The following is a 14,974-nucleotide window of genomic DNA, read 5'->3' as shown; positions in this document are numbered from 1 at the left end:
TTCTTTCCCTGTATCATCAATGATCTTCCTCGCTAATCGTGATCGGTATACCCAACGTACACTCCTCAGGGAAACTCATAACCGCCTTTCAAAACAAGCTGGCTGCGAAGACATCCGATACCGGCCATCTGATCGTCGTCCTCGGTACGTAATCGCAGATATTGATACAGCAGTGTTCCTTGGTGAATCCTATGAAGTTGAGAACGCACGGCTGGAACTTCGCTTTTGGTATCCAGCCGGGGTTGACCATGAGTATTATCGAATCAACTGGATAGAACCAACACGTAACCTCATGGTTGGATTCCATCAGGATGCAGATCATCCTGATTTGGGCCCATGCTATATTCAACTCAATTTCGAAGAGACAGCGGTTGATCGGCATGAGGCTACGTTTCTTGATGCACACTCTCACTGTTCTTGACAACCGACTCCAGCAACTTCCGACTGCATTAGGATCGATCCATTGGCATGATGGCCAACCATCGCTCCCTGACTGGCCAACGTGAGCTACTCGGTTCATTTCGCGTCGAGGACGTAACTGATGACCTGTACGTGCCCGCACCACGTCCACCATGATGCGTTCTGCAAACACATGGCCGCCGTCGAGAACGCAACAGACGACGGCACCCTGACGGCGTTCCCTTCGGACGACGAAGACAATACCGAACCCGAAAACTGTGACTGTGATGGCCTCGGTGACTTCCCGTGCTGGCCGTGCGTGAGACAGGACGGAAGGAACTGCCGAACTAACCACCGCTTCAGCTCTTTTTATCCATGTTTCACCAATTGACGTTCTCGGCCAGCACCGACCAGCGAATGCTTACAGAGTGTGCCAATGTAGCGATCGACAATATACCCGAGACACCGGCGATCCTGCTCACCCGAGCGCAAGCACATGTGGACATCGCTGCTAAGCGTTCTCTAGATTTTCCGATCGAAATATTTGACTAAAAGCTTGTTCAGACCTAGTGAGCAAACTTTGAGACATACGCTTTTATGGGCTGGCAGTCACCGTTTACTATGCAGACGCGTTCTCTTGGCAAGACGGGCCATGACAGCTCTCTCATGACGTTCGGTGCCATCGCGCTCAACTGGCTCGAACAGGACGGCGCGAACCAGATGATCGAACTCATGCTCGACCACGGCGTCAACCACTTCGATGTTGCGCCGACCTACGGGGATGCAGAACTCAAATTGGGACCAAAACTCCGTCAGCATCGAGAGGAGATATTCCTCGGCTGTAAGACACAGGAACGAGGATATGAAGGAGCGAAACGCAAACTCGAACAGTCGCTTAACCGACTTGGCGTCGAGCACATCGACCTCTATCAAATTCACGGTCTCGAATACGAAGATGAATTGGAAACAATAACAGCTGAGGGAGGCGCACTCGAAGCGTTTCAGGAAGCCAAGGACGAGGGACTCATTGACCACATTGGATTGACGAGTCACGGGGAGCCGCAACTGGTCTTGAATGCCATCGATCGCATTGATGATCTCGAAACGGTGATGTTTCCGATTAACCCAGTGGTCGCAGGCAAGGACGATGACAAGTATGACTACGAAGCGGTGCTCGACTGTGCAAACGATGCGGACATCGGAACGCTCGGTATCAAAGCCTTCGCAAAGGGGCCGTGGCCCTCGACTGACGAACTCCCTGAGGATGACCGTCCGTACGCTAACTGGTACGAGCCGGTTGATACGCCTGCTGAAATCAAAAAACGATTCGACTTCGCAGCCGCACAGGGATTGACGAGTATTATCAATCCGGGCGATCCAAAGCTGATCGCTATGGTACTTGACGCGGCTGAGCGCTACGACGGTATGGAGGAAGCTGCCCAGCGGTCACTCATCGAGCAAGTGCGCCACGATCAGAGTCCCGTTCCCGAGCAGCTCCATCATTAATGTAATTAAATTGATCACTTTCCCAACGATGAATGTCCCTCAGACCATTACGACTGCCCTCGCTGACCGCCCGGTTACGGGGGCGGTCTGCCTCGAAGCTGGGGCGGGGTTCGGTAACATGACGGCCGGTCTGCTCGCAGCCGGTGCCAGTCGTGTCTACACTGTCACAAATAATTCTAAGCACGCGAATGCTGTCTACGAGCGGATCAATCGCGACGAAGCTGAACGTACCGCCGTTTTGGAAGCAGACCTTTGTAGCCTCCCGATCGTAACCGACTCGGTTGAAATCATTACCGCTCATGGGCTCTTCAACGTGCTTGAGCCTGCATCACTTGAATCCGTTACAACAGAGTTGACACGGGTCGCAGCTCCCGGTTGTCATCTTATAATCGACGACTACACCCCACCTCCTGATGACGCTGCTGTACGTGAACTCTTTGCTCTGGAAAACGCTGCAACCGAGTTGGCAACAGGTCGACCGGCACTGACATTCTACCCAGAAGCAATACTTCGACGACTGTTTATCGGATACGGATGGGAATTCGACCGAGAACAAATTTTACTGGAACCGGTTCCGTGGACAGCGAGTCATATCGAGGCTCACACTAGTGCGACGCTCTCTATGAGTTCACGACTACCAAACGAACTGGGTGAGTGCTTGACTACGGAGGTCGAATGCATCGCAACTGTCATCGGTGAGGAATCGGCCGGAAAGATGTATAGTGTAGCGTTGCAATTACCAGCTTGAACCGGCCTGCAGTCCATACTTTCGGCCGCTGACGAGCCAAGTGCGATGTGAAAATTTTCATGACGTAACATCGATAGTCGATCTTGTGAGATATTTGTTTATGACACATGGGAGGGCGATACCGAGCCGGATGAGTGTGACTGTGACGGCCTTGACGGCTTCCCGTGCTGGCCATGTGTGCATGAAAACGGATCACAACGCACTGCTGAACTAACCATCCTCCTCTCAGTAATGGCTTGTCAACAGACGCTGATGGAATGACAGAGCGAAAAGTGCTGCGAGACTAGCAGCTGGTCGTGGCCGGTATTTCCATACGGGTGCCACCCATACCCTAACACGACGATGACCACAAGACACGCTGAAACGATTTGGCAAGGCGGAAAGGACGGGAGCGGTGACTTCGAGACCGAAAGCGGACAAATTGAAGGCACTTTCAAGTTTCCGACCCGGTTCGAAGACGAACCCGGGACGAATCCCGAAGAACTCATCGGAGCAGCCCATTCTGGCTGTTTCTCGATGCAACTAACGGCGTTCCTCGAAGAAGAGGGATACACACCCGATCGCCTCTCCACATCGGCGGATGTCCATCTTGAACAAGCCGATGGTGGGGGGTTCGAAATTCCGCGTATCGACCTGACACTGGAGGCTGCTATTCCCGACATTGAACAGAACACCTTTGACGACCTCACCCAACGCGCCAAGGAAAATTGTCCGGTTTCGAAGGCATTGGCCGGCCCGGAAATTACATTAGACGCGACATTGGAGAGCTAAGTAAGACGTATCGCTTTTTCTGCAGACTGACTTGACACCTCGCAACACTGCGAACGCTTCACTGCACCCAAGTGGTGGCTGGTGTGCGAAGATTGCGGCGGTCGGATTTCGCGGTATCGACGCTCAAAAACGGTTCGAAACCCAGAGCAGTACAGCTGTAGCGAGTGCGGTGGGTCGTCCCGCGTCGAGGAGAGTGACGGCCACTGACCGAATTCTAGTTTTGCTTCGAGGTTTAGAGCAATCATTGGTTAGTAGCCCATACTAACAAATGATGCCCACTCCGGCGACGAGTGACACTCAACAAAGAACCGTGAATATTACGCGAAAACGTACTGTGTCATCGTTTCGACCGCGGTGTCCACAAACTCCTCGGTAAGTCGGGCAACTGCACGGTCAATATCGATGTCCATGAGCGAAACGACGGCCCACGGGGAGACAAACGATTCTCGATTCAGTGTACCCGTCTCAAATGTGTTCGCCAGCGAGAGCCCTTCAGGATACTCTTTGGTGGTGATACCGAGCGCGATGTACTGTTGCCTGACAAACGGATGGTCCTGACTGCTGATAATCAAATAGGGCCGCCGTGGGGTATTCCCAAATGGATCCGAAGCAACGACTACGGCACCGCGATCATACATTACTTGTTCTCCGTCGACGTGCTCTCTTGCTCCTCTTCGTCAAGATCTGGAAGATCTTCGTCCCAATTCGGATTCTCGTCGTAGTAGTCGCCCTCGAACTGCATCGCAACCGTCTCTAATCCGATGAGGCTCGCGGTGTGAGCATCGTACGCTTCAGGGTTGATTGCCCAGTACTCTCCCTTATGCCGGACGAGTCCCCTGGTTTCAAGTCGACTCAGTGTGGTTCCAACACTCCCACGGGGGATATCGAGTTCCTTGGCTAATTCACCAGCACGGTATCCTAAGTCTGGATTGTCGGCAAGGAACTCGAGGATGTACCGTCCGTTCGTGTTTTCATTCGGTAACTCTGTTGGGTGGTAGCTCTCGAAGTCGACGGGCATACGTAACAGTATGTAATCAAACGTAATAAGACTGCTGTAGTGGACACCACAGGTACGAAAACATTGCATAAATCACAGTCTCCATCGACGACGTGACCGAGGAACTGATGGCTTGCACGTGCCCGCACCACGTCCACCGCAATGCCTTCTGCAAACACATGGCCACCGTCGAAAACACAACCGACGACGGGACGCTCCATGCGTTCCCCTCGAGGGACGACGATACCGAACCCGAAGACTGCGACTGTGAGGGCCTCGGTGACTTCCCATGCTGGCCGTGCGTTCGTACGGGTTGCAAAGAACTGCCGAACTAATCCCGTTCACTCTTTTCATTTATGTCACGCCAATTGACGTTCTCGGATATCACCGACCAGCGAACGCTCACGGAAAGCGCGGATGCACCGACTGACAGGTGCCATCCTCGAGCGCTAGATGATTCTGGTGTTGTTTTCTACTCCGAAAGGCGATGCTGGGCTACAAAACTATCCATAACCCATTCCTCAGCACTGCGAAGACGATAGCGAAGAGTTGATCGAGGAATTTCGAGTTTAGTCGCGATGTCTTCAAGCGTTACAGAGCGCGGGGTTGCATAATATCCCAATTGATGAGCAGTCTCAATCGCCTGTTGTTGGTTCCGGGGGAGATCCGCGAGCGTCTTGGCCCCATTGCCCCACTGTGTGGGCTCTTTCAATTGCTGGAGCGTGATCGACACCCCTGATGGAACGTTCTCTTGGACTTGCTCAAATAACTCACTAACGCGTTGGTGCTCTCGAAGTAAGATGCGCCAATTGTAGATGCCCTGGTGACGATATGTATCGAAGAACGATCCGTTGCCCATGCCTGTCGCCGCAAGAAATGGAATTGAATGACAGTACGAAACTGTATCTAAAAACGAATATAGAAATACACCACCAGTATCTCGACTGATTATTTCGTACTCCCATTGTGCGTCACACTTTTCGTGTTCACCAACGCATTCGGGGCAATACTGATCGTCGACAAGTGCTGATGTGAGTGCTGTAATCCCGTCATCAGCCCCTGTAATGCGGTCAACACGCCACATCCCGTGTGTAGAGACGGAAAGTGAGATTGATTTTGCCTGTAAACTTGGATGATTGAGAAATACATCTGCGACAGGATCTGCTCCACTATCAAACTCAACCGTGAATCGAAATTCGCGCATGTGCAACCAGAAGAGTTAGATGGTAAAAATATTACTGTGCTCTGTCAGGGCTGGAATCTGTCGATATAGCAAATCAATAGCGAAAACAGATCAACCAGTATCATTTTCTATTGATAATTGTTGCACTATCACGACACAAATGCTAACCGCTTCTCGTGACTCATCGTAGTTGATGATTCGAAACGCACGTGAAGACGATTTTCCTGGTATTCGAACAACTGTACAGGAATCATGGATTGCAACGTACTCTGACTATCTTGGCACTGACACCGTTCGGACCCACGTGACAAGCAACGAATTCTATCACTCCGAAGAATTGAAAGAGCGGCTCGCTGATAGCGAAGGTGTTGTTCTCGTAGCTGACGACGATGCTGCAGGGATCATCGGGTATCTCTACCTCACATGGGATACGACAGCTTCATCCTATCTAGACGCAAACGAAGCCGATCTACGGCATATTTATCTTCACCCTGACTACTATGGTGAAGGAATCGGAACACGATTACTTGAACGGGGATTGAAGGCTCTTCCCGAATCAATCGATCGCGTGAAAGTCCTGTTCCACCCGAAAAACGACGGTGCACGAGCCTTTTATGCTGCAAAAAATTTCGAATCTAGTGGGCTTCTTGATCTTGACCCTAGTAAAGTTGGAATGCCGTCCTCGAATGTTGATCCACCAGAAATGTACGTTCGCGATCTTCGAGAAAATCCCCCATAGAATAGTACTACAGAAATTCGATTACGTCGGGTTCTCTCAACACTCAGTATCAATTACCAGAGTCCCCACGAGATACCGAGCAGGATTTGCTCAATTGTACGCAATGCCATGCGGCCGACGTCGCCACCGAGCACTTCCCGGATCTGCCGGTCGAAACGATCGACTGGGAAGTCTCGCACCAAGCCCAACGACAGGCAGGCGTCACGAAATACGACCCGACAACAGAGGCAATTACGATCGTGCTGACCTGGACGGCCTACGAACAACACGGCTGGGAGCAATTCAGCGAAACCGTCCGGCACGAACTCATCCACGCCTGGCAGTACCACGAGTTCGGCGACGCGGATCATGGGCGAACGTTCACCTGCTGGACGGACCGCCTTGACACCTCGCAGCACTGCGAACGCTTCACCACGCCCACGTGGTGGCTTGTCTGCGAGGACTGTGGCGGTCGGATTGCTCGGTATCGTCGGTCGAAGACGGTACGTAATCCGGAACAGTACAGCTGTAGTCAGTGCGGCGGTGCAATTCGCGTTGAAGAGGTCAACAGCCACTGACCGATTATCGTTTAAGTAGTTCTCGCGATAAGGAGTAGATACGAGGAAGATTTTCGCGGAGTACCATTGGTTTGCAGAGTAGAGCGCCGATCTCTGAGGTTTAAGTTTGAATGGCTAGTGTTAGTATTATATACTAACGTCTGTTTCTCCTACTTACTGGGTGCGAGTCCGTTCTAAATTAGATCTGTTGCGTCGTAGAAATTATTATCGTCTTTGCGAACGTACTAGTCTTGATTATGTCCGTCCGCACCACAACACGAGGGCCAATCAGTAAATCGTTCGTGAGAGATATCGCCGTCATTTTTGTCGGTCTCCTCGTCCTATCGTGGGTCTTCAGCGGCGGGACAGTCTTGACGTATCTTGCAGTCCTCTTTGCATCTGCGCTCCGAAACATCTACTTCGGTTGGATTGGGAGTGGGCTGCTTTTCTATGTGATCGCGGGTATTGGCCTCCTCGCGGAGGCGATCGTCCTCGCAGTCCTCTATCGGCTTGCTCGACGAGTACTTGCGTGAGAACGAATAAGATGAGATAAAGAAAGTGTACGACCCACATATCCTATTCTCCCGATAACCGCATCCGCCCACGTCTACCACCAACCCATAGCCCTCACCATTCACAACCCCTCTTACGCAGTGGACAGTCGACCCGCGTTCGTACGGAGGACAGCCAGCCGGCAGAAACCAGACGGGGTGCCTACCCAGCTGAAACACACCGGATTTCCTTTGCTTTTCATCGGATAGACAGTCAACCCTGCCCTGACAGTCCCTTGGTGACACCAGAGTTCCGCTGTAAACAACGCTCGCTCGACAGTCCCACCGTCTTTAGATCAGACTCACTCCTGCTGGTAATCGGAGGACAGTCCACCGGACTCTAGCCGGCTCATCTCTACTGTGCTGCTTAGTCGTGGACAGTCCAACGTGCTGCCCTATGCCATTTCAGGGATGATTCCCCTGACTTCCTGTGGACAGTCTGGCAGTGCTTTACTGCTACTCACTTGTGCGTTCTATGGAAGACGGTCGCTCTCATATTGGCTCCCCAGTATGGCGCCCATGTGGCACCCCACCTTTGCCATCACACGAGGATTCCATGGGTACGTGCTACTGGCACCCCAGTCAGTGTACCAAGACTGGTTGACTGCGTGTCGCTCATCGGCACCCCTCTCCAGTGCGGATACTGGCACCCCACATAGTCGCTTCGCGGCTTTCTCATTATGTTCTGGCAGGCAGACTGTCCACTCTTCTCGTCTATCACTGGCTCAAGGATATCACGGCCATACTCGCTTGTGTTGGTCGACATTCCACTTCTGCTGTCGTTGTGCTGTTGCAGTCTCCTCGCTGTACGGTTTCTTGCTGTGCGGTACACTGCTTGGTGCTACTCACGGCGGCTTGCCGCCAGTGCTGTCTCATTATTCCTGCTGCCAGTACGCTCTTTTTCGTGGTTCTGCTCGTCGCACTGTTGGACTGTCCCCTTTCGTTGCTCAGTCGTGTTCCTCTGGATCCGGCACGGCCTGACTGTCTCACGGTCTTACCCGTGTTCCTCTCCTCGTGTGTCCTCGGCTGGACTGTCCCTCTGTCCGCACTTCCCCGTTCTTGTGTAGCGTGACCGCCTTGTCTTTCCTCCGACTCTACGTCTATTGGGGTGCCCCTATTCTCACTACTCTGGCTGAATTTTCTCGTGTGGCATTCTGGGGCGCCCTTTTGCTGGTTACTGGCTTGATATTCTTTCCCGCAGATTATTATTTCTACTCTCTGATGGGAAATTCTGGTGGCTTGCATTCTCTTCTCAACCGCCACTGCAAGATCGGGACCAGGTCGCCAGGAGGACCCAGCGTCTCACTGATCTCATTGTAACTTCGCTTCCGTCCCATGGGTAATTCTCCCTCTATTATTGTCGGGAGGAGGAATTTGATGTGCAATTGCCGGTATAATTTTGACGGTCGTCGTGATAGTGAGAGTATGGACGAACCCAAGTCGTCGGATGTTTTGATCGACGAACTTCGCGGCAACCGCGCCGAACTCCTGTTAGCAATTAACGATAATTATCCGGCCGAGACACCGAAGCGTGAGCTTACTGACACCGTCAACTCCGTGAATTATCACCTCGACATCCTCGAAGAGTGGGGCCTGATCGAGGTTGTCGCTCACGAGCAGCAGGGCGACCGAATCCCCGCGCGTGTGTTCTCTCTTACCGACCGCGGACGTGAGGCAGTCGAGGACCTGCTTGCACAGACTGATGCTCGGCCGATTCCGTCGGCTGTTGAGCAGCATATCGAGTCGCTCCGGAGTGACGTCGACGACGCGAGGGCCGAAGCGCAGGCGGCAGAAGTCGAGGCGCAGGCTCAGGCGAAGTAGATATTCATTACGAATATAGATCCCAGCGAGAGCAAGCGGTTCAACGCTGAGTCCATTCTCTTCACGTGTCTCTCGAATAGCGGTTTCTTCGGGTGATTCATTGGGTTCGACATAACCTCCTGGCAAACACCACGTTTCGTCATCGGCACTGAGTTGGAGCAAAATCTCCCCGCTTCGTTGAAGATGGCTGCATCAGCGCTTAGTTTCGTGTGACATGACCAACCTCGGCAGCAAACCGCTCTCGCACCTCGATAGACGGAAGGTTGACTGACTGGCCGTACCAACTACTCACAAGATCCAGGATTCGCTCACAGCGGTGTTCGTCGTACGGATCGTTTGTGTACTCAAGTCTGATTTGTGTTATAATTCGAAGCTCCTCAAGGAATGGAGGAATTCTTCCTTGACCTATTCAGTTATGAAAACACTTCAATAGTGGTTAGCAATGAGTTTATATTGAATCTACAACACCCCTAGCGCGTTTAATAAATGGTCAAGTTTCTCAATTGGAGATTTCGGCTAATCGGGACATCACTACCGGACACTGATCATTATCTTCATAAAATTCTATCTCAATCAGTATTATTTACATGTTCTGGATATAATGACAATTATCAATAAAGTTCAAATACTTGTAAAGCGTCTATCGATATTGATCATGAGAGAGATCGGCGGGCGACAATTAGAATTCAGGATTAATCCTGACGAAACAAGAATATACAGAGGAGAAGGCCAATGAAGGACAAAAAGAACGCCGAACCCGCTCCGAATTGCTCCCTCCCGGACGTACCGATCCGCCAGCTTCCGGATGACATCTCACCCCACCGAGAACACCTCATACGTGAGATTGAAAAGAAGTGGGTCAACGGCACCAAGCTCCGCTACTACTACTTCCGCGATGGTGAGCATTCGACCGACGATGTCGAGTCCCAGATAGAAAAGGTTGAAGCGGCCTTCGACATCTGGCGGGAGGTCAATATCGGCATCGAATTCGAGGAGATAGGCTCGATAGAAGAGGCCGAGGTTCGCATCGGCTTCAGGCAGGGGGACGGCGCCTGGTCTTACGTCGGTCGCGACATTCTCGAGTACCCCGGCCAGTACGAACGGACGATGAACTTCGGTTGGGATCTGACCCAAGACCCGCGCGGCGACGGCGTCGACACCCCGGTCCACGAAATCGGCCACACCCTCGGCTTCCCCCACGAGCACCAAAACCCTCTTGCCGGCATCGAGTGGAACGAACAAGAAGTCACCGACTACTTCACCGGCCCCCCGAACTTCTGGCCCATAGCCAAGATCCACCACAACGTCCTCGACAAGTACATGACCGAAAACATCGAGGGGTCCGACTGGGACCCCAATTCCATCATGCACTATGAGTTCCACGCTGCCCTCATCGATGGGCCCGACCCCTACGACGAGCAGGGCATCACGCCCGAGGGCGGGCTCTCCAGGGTCGACAAGAACCGGGCCAAGACGTTCTACCCGGCCCAGGCTGGCGGCGATCTCACAGTTCTCGAGCCCTTCAAATCCCAGCGACTTTCCCTGGGTCCGGCCGAACAGCGCAACTTCGCTGTGGAACCCGACGCTACCCGCGACTACACCATCCAAACATTCGGCTACTCCGACACCGTCATGATCCTGTTCGAAGACCAGGACGGCGACCTCAAGTACGTCAAGGGTGACGACGACAGCGGCACCGACCAAAACGCACAGATCACCCACCGGCTGTACGCCGGTCGACGATACGTCCTGCGCGTGCGGCTCTACCTCAATTGGGGAAGCGCCGATACAGCCGTGATGCTCTGGTAGCAAGAAAATACACCTGCTATAGTCGTCAGTCCTCAGGCGCGCGGAGAGGCGCAGACAGGTTGCCGTCCGCGACGGAAAGGATGCGCCCCCACGCCTTCAGGTCGGCCGAAAAATTCTGGCATACTGCCCGCGGTTCGAGCGCAGCGAACCAGTGGGTGTATGCCGCACAAGTCACGCACGGCCTCCAGAGCTAGCAATCCGACCCACCGAGTCTCGCGCGAGGGTAAGCGAATTTGAATGCTCTGGCGGACTCGACGGGCGAGGCGCCTCCCGATAGCATAAACAGATTTCGTGATTCCCCAAGGGCGGCGACCCGCTCCCTTTCACTACCGCTTACGATTTTTGGCGGCAATGGGTGAATTTCCCACTCCCGAATTTTCGCCAAGTCAGCAGTGGATAGAGACGTTTCGAAGCGTTAGACCCGGAAACGTTTCCGAGAAATGCCGGAACCACTACTCATTTGAGGTCATGGAGCAGAAAGTCGGCGTCATGCTAACGAGAGCCCGTCTTGAGCACGAAATCAGCTCTGCGGGGGCGCTCAACGGGTCGCTGACCAATCACAGCCACCCGTTGGGGATGTGCACCGACTGGGTCAAACTCAACTTTCTTCAGTACACTCAGAGAGTGATTCTATTGGACGGAATTGCTCCCCGTCGCACTAAATTCAGTGAATGAGCGAGAGGTGTCAAACCGCCCCGAAAAATCGACTAATTGGCGAGTGCTGTGGCTATTCGCCGGGCGAACACGCCGGTATGGAGGCCGTATCGCCGATACCACCCACCTCTTCTATCGCCACGTTCAGGAAGCGCTTCGCATTCATCCTTGGTTTTTGACGATGTTCCTCTGTGTTATCCAGACTCACCTGTATTAAGAAATCGACCAGCAGCCACAAATTGTACAGCAGCACGGCGAGCACGAAGTAGAACAACCGTACCGATTATTCTTTTGAGGTTGTCCACGCCAGGAACTGTTTGATTGACCAATAGGAGTTCTCGATGCCACGGTGCCGGCGATAGCGGTCTGTCCACTTGGTGCGAGATCTTGTCCATATCCGTTGAGGGGAAAGCGTTGAGTGTGGCGTCCTGGGTCGCATCTTCGACAGCAGCGATGAGTTTGCGGAATTCGTTCCCATGGACGTGATGCATGCACGTGCAGTCCATCAGTTCGTGGGTTACGTCGTCGATGGGAACAAAGGAACTGCACTCAACACGGTGAACTGCCTCGGGGGTTGACCCCGAGGCACTCGGCCAGTTCCGTCTGTGGAGAATCAGACTACTCTGGCGTTGTCCAATACCGATTTCGTAGAGCCACGGTGTCGAACCGTGACGACGAACTTCGTACCAGGCGTAACGTCCGAGAAATCGAACGACGCAGCGTAGTCGTGGTTCTCATCGACGGAGACAGTATCGGTCTGGAAGAAGGGATTCGTCCCGATGGCTTTCACCCTCACGTTCAGTTCCGTTTCGGGATCGAAATGCGAGCGACCCGTAATCGGTTGGTCGGGTGCGGCCTCGACTTCGAGTAGGTCGTTTCCGTCAGCATCGACAGCGTTCGTGTTGATGAACGTCCGCATCGGTCGGTCGTCACCGACTGCGGAGACGTAGCCGAAACAGACCTCGTGGACGAACGCCTCGTCAAACTCACCACTGAGAACCACGTGGTCGATTTTATTGGTTTGAACACGGAGCGTGTATGGTGATTCTGTGTCGATATTCTCGGGAGTTTCGTCTACGTCAAGTTCGTTTTCCTCACTGTCCAGTGCGGACAGAGAGACCGTACCGACGGCGTGCGAAACCTCAACTTCAAGTACGGACGTTGGTGGTACGTCGATTCTGAGTCCATCCTCGTGGAGTCCAAGTTTAACCAGACCTTGGGGGGATCCCTGCGAGACGAATCTGAGCATGTTTCCGCTCTCGTGGGTAAACGTTAGTCCACCGTGTTCGAACCGTCTACGTTCGTCTATATCGATCAGTTCGTCGGGGATAAACCCATGAAAATCGACATAGTCCAGTTCGTCTCGCCGCCATTCGATACACTCAACGTTCTTGCAAACTCGACTCAGTGCGGCCGCGATATCGATCGGGGTCGAATCCATAGCTGCGAGGGTCTCGGTAAGCGCCGTTACCGACGCAACTAATTGTCGTTTTCCGGTCACGCCGCCTAGTTGTTCGAGTTCCGTTTGGAAAGAGTCAAACAGCGAACTGTTATCAGTGAGATGAGAGCGGTACGCCTCGTCATTTCGATAGACGTCAGCCTCTAAGGCCCTCTGTAACATCTTCGCGATATCGCCAGCACTTGCGAGACCGAACTGCCTGTTGATTTTCTGGAACCGACAGACACACCACAACGACGACTCTAACACGTATTGCTTTACCCGTGAGAGTTGGTCTCGAATACTCTCAGAAAGCTCGATATCGACGCGGTTCAGAGCGTGCCTCGGAGTTATCGTCAGTGTTTCCTCCGAATGCAGTTGTACGTTCCGTTGGTCGTTCCCTCCGACCTCGTTCACCGTACGTATCGCATCGATATTATCGGCAATCGCTTCGTGTGACACGGTCAGGTTTATCTCCGAGGGAGTCGCTTCGCCTTGGACGGTAGTGTCGATAGAGACCGTCGCATCTGAAGAAGTGAGGTTGACGGCACCTGCAGGGTCGTCGTGCTGAATCCGGACTTTTGCACCTGTCTCCTCGGCCGTTCCCGTCAGTGGCGCGTCGGTCGTCACCGTAAATTTCGACGTTTCGACTGCATCTGCTCCCGTAGCCGGAGTTCCAACGCCAGAATCGTCGGCACGAACGATCGTCTCACCGTAGGTGACGACGTAGTCTCCGTCGAAATTCTGCGTATCGAGACGTACGTGTCCTTCGTCATCGAGTACGAACTCCGCGGCCAAACTCCCTTGGTCGTTCGTCTCCGTAACATCCCGAACTGCGAACGTACGCTCATCAGTCGTCGTATCCCCGAAGTTGTTTCCAGTTTCGCTCTCGACGAGATCGTGCCCGTCAAAGAACAGTATCTGACCCTGAGCGAACGTCTCTCCGGCGGTCAAAAACGCGCTTGCTCCGTCGGGGACGTTGCCACCAATTGGGGTCGCGGCGAGAGTCGTCCGGTGAGGGTTCCGGAAGCCTGCCGTATGTCGCGCGAGACCAGCGTGGAGGAAGTCGTTCGAGTAGACGTAGGACCCATCGGGTAGGCTCGGGTCGATTCGAGTCCACTTTCCGTCGACATTCGATCCCGTGAAAGTTCCCAAAAACACCCACGGGTCAGTTGCCGACGCACATTCTTCGAGGTAGTCGGCGTAGTAGCTTCGTGCCATCTTCACGAGCCCGGGGTCGTCCGGTTCGATGACACCACCGTCGTCAGTCACGTCTTCCGGGTTCGGGAACTCGATATCGGGAACGGGTTTGAATCCTACTGGGACGTCTTGGTCACTTTCGACTTCCTCAAAGACGATATCGAACACTTCGAGAACCCTGTTATATGTACATTCGTTCTTACAAGCATTCTCCGACCCCGGTAATGGGACGGTTTCGATAGAACACTCGTCGTATCTGAGGTACAGAAAAATGTTGCCCGTCGGAAGGGTTGTGGGAGGTTCGTTCGTTACTGGATCGGTGACTGTCACGGAACCACCATCTTGAACCACGATGGGATTCCCGAAACTATCTACGGCGAACCCGGGAGTCAGTTCGACCTTGAGTTCGTCTTCGACCTGTTGCAAGTCCAGTACGTCGAGACCACAGGTGATTCCGTAGCCGGTAACGTACCGATTCGTCGCCTTCGCACGGTCGACGAAGTAATCCTGCTCGGCTTGCATGTCGCGTGCGGTCATCAATTTCGCGTGGAAGTAGCGATTCCGCTCGAAGGAGCGCAGATCGCCGTCCGCGTTTATTTTCGAAGTCATTTGTATTTGTAAG

At 53.2% G+C, this 14,974-nt stretch carries 16 protein-coding genes and 2 pseudogenes; 11 read left to right on the top strand and 7 right to left on the bottom strand.

Annotated features, from left to right (window positions below; translation table 11 throughout):
• The first annotated feature begins 19 nt into the window (after positions 1 to 19).
• The 5 genes and pseudogenes from ACN2TU_RS23190 to ACN2TU_RS23170 all read left to right on the top strand — a co-directional run bounded on the left by ACN2TU_RS23190 (position 20) and on the right by ACN2TU_RS23170 (position 3,424).
• Positions 20 to 506 (top strand): annotated as a pseudogene (locus ACN2TU_RS23190) (hypothetical protein).
• 35 nt (positions 507 to 541) lie between these two features.
• A complete protein-coding gene (locus tag ACN2TU_RS23185; protein WP_435158817.1) occupies positions 542 to 790 on the top strand; it encodes a hypothetical protein in 249 nt (82 codons plus the stop codon).
• Positions 791 to 1,020: 230 nt separating this feature from the next.
• On the top strand, positions 1,021 to 1,905 hold the full coding sequence (locus tag ACN2TU_RS23180) for an aldo/keto reductase (RefSeq protein WP_435158816.1): 885 nt from the start codon (positions 1,021 to 1,023) through the stop codon (positions 1,903 to 1,905).
• A gap of 28 nt (positions 1,906 to 1,933) precedes the next feature.
• On the top strand, positions 1,934 to 2,653 hold the full coding sequence (locus tag ACN2TU_RS23175) for a class I SAM-dependent methyltransferase (protein WP_435158815.1): 720 nt from the start codon (positions 1,934 to 1,936) through the stop codon (positions 2,651 to 2,653).
• Positions 2,654 to 2,995: 342 nt separating this feature from the next.
• The gene (locus ACN2TU_RS23170) at positions 2,996 to 3,424 is read left to right on the top strand and encodes an OsmC family protein (RefSeq protein ID WP_435158814.1); all 429 of its coding nucleotides are present in this window, start codon (positions 2,996 to 2,998) and stop codon (positions 3,422 to 3,424) included.
• A gap of 317 nt (positions 3,425 to 3,741) precedes the next feature.
• Here ACN2TU_RS23170 and ACN2TU_RS23165 read toward each other — a convergent pair whose 3' ends face one another.
• Together ACN2TU_RS23165 and ACN2TU_RS23160 are read right to left on the bottom strand one after the other, a co-directional pair.
• Positions 3,742 to 4,062: a hypothetical protein gene (locus ACN2TU_RS23165; protein ID WP_435158813.1), complete on the bottom strand. Its 321-nt coding sequence runs from the start codon at positions 4,060 to 4,062 to the stop codon at positions 3,742 to 3,744.
• Positions 4,062 to 4,442: a MarR family transcriptional regulator gene (locus tag ACN2TU_RS23160; RefSeq protein WP_435158812.1), complete on the bottom strand. Its 381-nt coding sequence runs from the start codon at positions 4,440 to 4,442 to the stop codon at positions 4,062 to 4,064. Before ACN2TU_RS23160 ends, ACN2TU_RS23165 begins: the two co-directional genes overlap by 1 nt.
• A gap of 92 nt (positions 4,443 to 4,534) precedes the next feature.
• Between ACN2TU_RS23160 and ACN2TU_RS23155 the strand changes: the two genes are divergently transcribed.
• A complete protein-coding gene (locus ACN2TU_RS23155; RefSeq protein ID WP_435158811.1) occupies positions 4,535 to 4,756 on the top strand; it encodes an SWIM zinc finger family protein in 222 nt (73 codons plus the stop codon).
• A 137-nt stretch (positions 4,757 to 4,893) separates the two neighbouring features.
• On the opposite strand, the gene ACN2TU_RS23150 is transcribed toward ACN2TU_RS23155, so the two are convergent.
• Positions 4,894 to 5,625 (bottom strand): helix-turn-helix domain-containing protein, encoded by a 732-nt coding sequence (locus ACN2TU_RS23150; protein WP_435158809.1) that lies wholly within the window; start codon positions 5,623 to 5,625, stop codon positions 4,894 to 4,896.
• Between the two features lie 172 nt (positions 5,626 to 5,797).
• Between ACN2TU_RS23150 and ACN2TU_RS23145 the strand changes: the two genes are divergently transcribed.
• From ACN2TU_RS23145 to ACN2TU_RS23130, 4 genes are all read left to right on the top strand, one after another.
• Positions 5,798 to 6,343, top strand: coding sequence for a GNAT family N-acetyltransferase (locus ACN2TU_RS23145; protein WP_435158808.1), 546 nt, complete (start codon positions 5,798 to 5,800; stop codon positions 6,341 to 6,343).
• An 86-nt stretch (positions 6,344 to 6,429) separates the two neighbouring features.
• Entirely contained in the window at positions 6,430 to 6,900 is a 471-nt protein-coding gene (locus ACN2TU_RS23140) for a SprT-like domain-containing protein (protein WP_435158807.1), read from the top strand.
• 236 nt (positions 6,901 to 7,136) lie between these two features.
• Positions 7,137 to 7,412, top strand: a complete 276-nt coding sequence (locus tag ACN2TU_RS23135; RefSeq protein WP_227355891.1) for a hypothetical protein — start codon at positions 7,137 to 7,139, stop codon at positions 7,410 to 7,412.
• A 1,443-nt stretch (positions 7,413 to 8,855) separates the two neighbouring features.
• Entirely contained in the window at positions 8,856 to 9,251 is a 396-nt protein-coding gene (locus ACN2TU_RS23130) for a hypothetical protein (protein ID WP_435158806.1), read from the top strand.
• Between the two features lie 33 nt (positions 9,252 to 9,284).
• On the opposite strand, the pseudogene ACN2TU_RS23125 reads toward ACN2TU_RS23130, so the two are convergent.
• Positions 9,285 to 9,416 (bottom strand): annotated as a pseudogene (locus ACN2TU_RS23125) (NUDIX domain-containing protein); the annotation flags it as partial.
• Positions 9,417 to 9,983: 567 nt separating this feature from the next.
• Here ACN2TU_RS23125 and ACN2TU_RS23120 point away from each other — a divergent pair.
• The gene (locus ACN2TU_RS23120; RefSeq protein ID WP_435158805.1) at positions 9,984 to 11,060 is read left to right on the top strand and encodes a M12 family metallopeptidase; all 1,077 of its coding nucleotides are present in this window, start codon (positions 9,984 to 9,986) and stop codon (positions 11,058 to 11,060) included.
• A 25-nt stretch (positions 11,061 to 11,085) separates the two neighbouring features.
• Here the strand turns inward: ACN2TU_RS23120 and ACN2TU_RS23115 are convergent, their stop codons facing one another.
• The 3 genes from ACN2TU_RS23115 to ACN2TU_RS23105 all read right to left on the bottom strand — a co-directional run bounded on the left by ACN2TU_RS23115 (position 11,086) and on the right by ACN2TU_RS23105 (position 14,961).
• A complete protein-coding gene (locus ACN2TU_RS23115) occupies positions 11,086 to 11,235 on the bottom strand; it encodes a hypothetical protein (protein ID WP_435158804.1) in 150 nt (49 codons plus the stop codon).
• 552 nt (positions 11,236 to 11,787) lie between these two features.
• Positions 11,788 to 11,976, bottom strand: coding sequence for a hypothetical protein (locus ACN2TU_RS23110; protein WP_435158803.1), 189 nt, complete (start codon positions 11,974 to 11,976; stop codon positions 11,788 to 11,790).
• A 351-nt stretch (positions 11,977 to 12,327) separates the two neighbouring features.
• Complete coding sequence (locus ACN2TU_RS23105) at positions 12,328 to 14,961, bottom strand: BGTF surface domain-containing protein (protein ID WP_435158801.1); 2,634 nt, start codon at positions 14,959 to 14,961, stop codon at positions 12,328 to 12,330.
• Positions 14,962 to 14,974 lie beyond the last annotated feature (13 nt).

The sequence above is a fragment of the Haladaptatus marinus genome (genome assembly GCF_051194195.1).
This window is presented reverse-complemented; position numbering and strand designations above follow the sequence as displayed.

Bases quoted from the DNA above. Each gene is read 5' to 3' on its own strand.
- ACN2TU_RS23185 (WP_435158817.1), top strand. From the start codon at position 542: ATGACCTGTACGTGCCCGCACCACGTCCACCATGATGCGTTCTGCAAA.
- ACN2TU_RS23180 (WP_435158816.1), top strand. From the start codon at position 1,021: ATGCAGACGCGTTCTCTTGGCAAGACGGGCCATGACAGCTCTCTCATG.
- ACN2TU_RS23175 (WP_435158815.1), top strand. From the start codon at position 1,934: ATGAATGTCCCTCAGACCATTACGACTGCCCTCGCTGACCGCCCGGTT.
- ACN2TU_RS23170 (WP_435158814.1), top strand. From the start codon at position 2,996: ATGACCACAAGACACGCTGAAACGATTTGGCAAGGCGGAAAGGACGGG.
- ACN2TU_RS23165 (WP_435158813.1), bottom strand. From the start codon at position 4,062: ATGTATGATCGCGGTGCCGTAGTCGTTGCTTCGGATCCATTTGGGAAT.
- ACN2TU_RS23160 (WP_435158812.1), bottom strand. From the start codon at position 4,442: ATGCCCGTCGACTTCGAGAGCTACCACCCAACAGAGTTACCGAATGAA.
- ACN2TU_RS23150 (WP_435158809.1), bottom strand. From the start codon at position 5,625: ATGCGCGAATTTCGATTCACGGTTGAGTTTGATAGTGGAGCAGATCCT.
- ACN2TU_RS23145 (WP_435158808.1), top strand. From the start codon at position 5,798: ATGATTCGAAACGCACGTGAAGACGATTTTCCTGGTATTCGAACAACT.
- ACN2TU_RS23135 (WP_227355891.1), top strand. From the start codon at position 7,137: ATGTCCGTCCGCACCACAACACGAGGGCCAATCAGTAAATCGTTCGTG.
- ACN2TU_RS23130 (WP_435158806.1), top strand. From the start codon at position 8,856: ATGGACGAACCCAAGTCGTCGGATGTTTTGATCGACGAACTTCGCGGC.
- ACN2TU_RS23120 (WP_435158805.1), top strand. From the start codon at position 9,984: ATGAAGGACAAAAAGAACGCCGAACCCGCTCCGAATTGCTCCCTCCCG.
- ACN2TU_RS23105 (WP_435158801.1), bottom strand. From the start codon at position 14,961: ATGACTTCGAAAATAAACGCGGACGGCGATCTGCGCTCCTTCGAGCGG.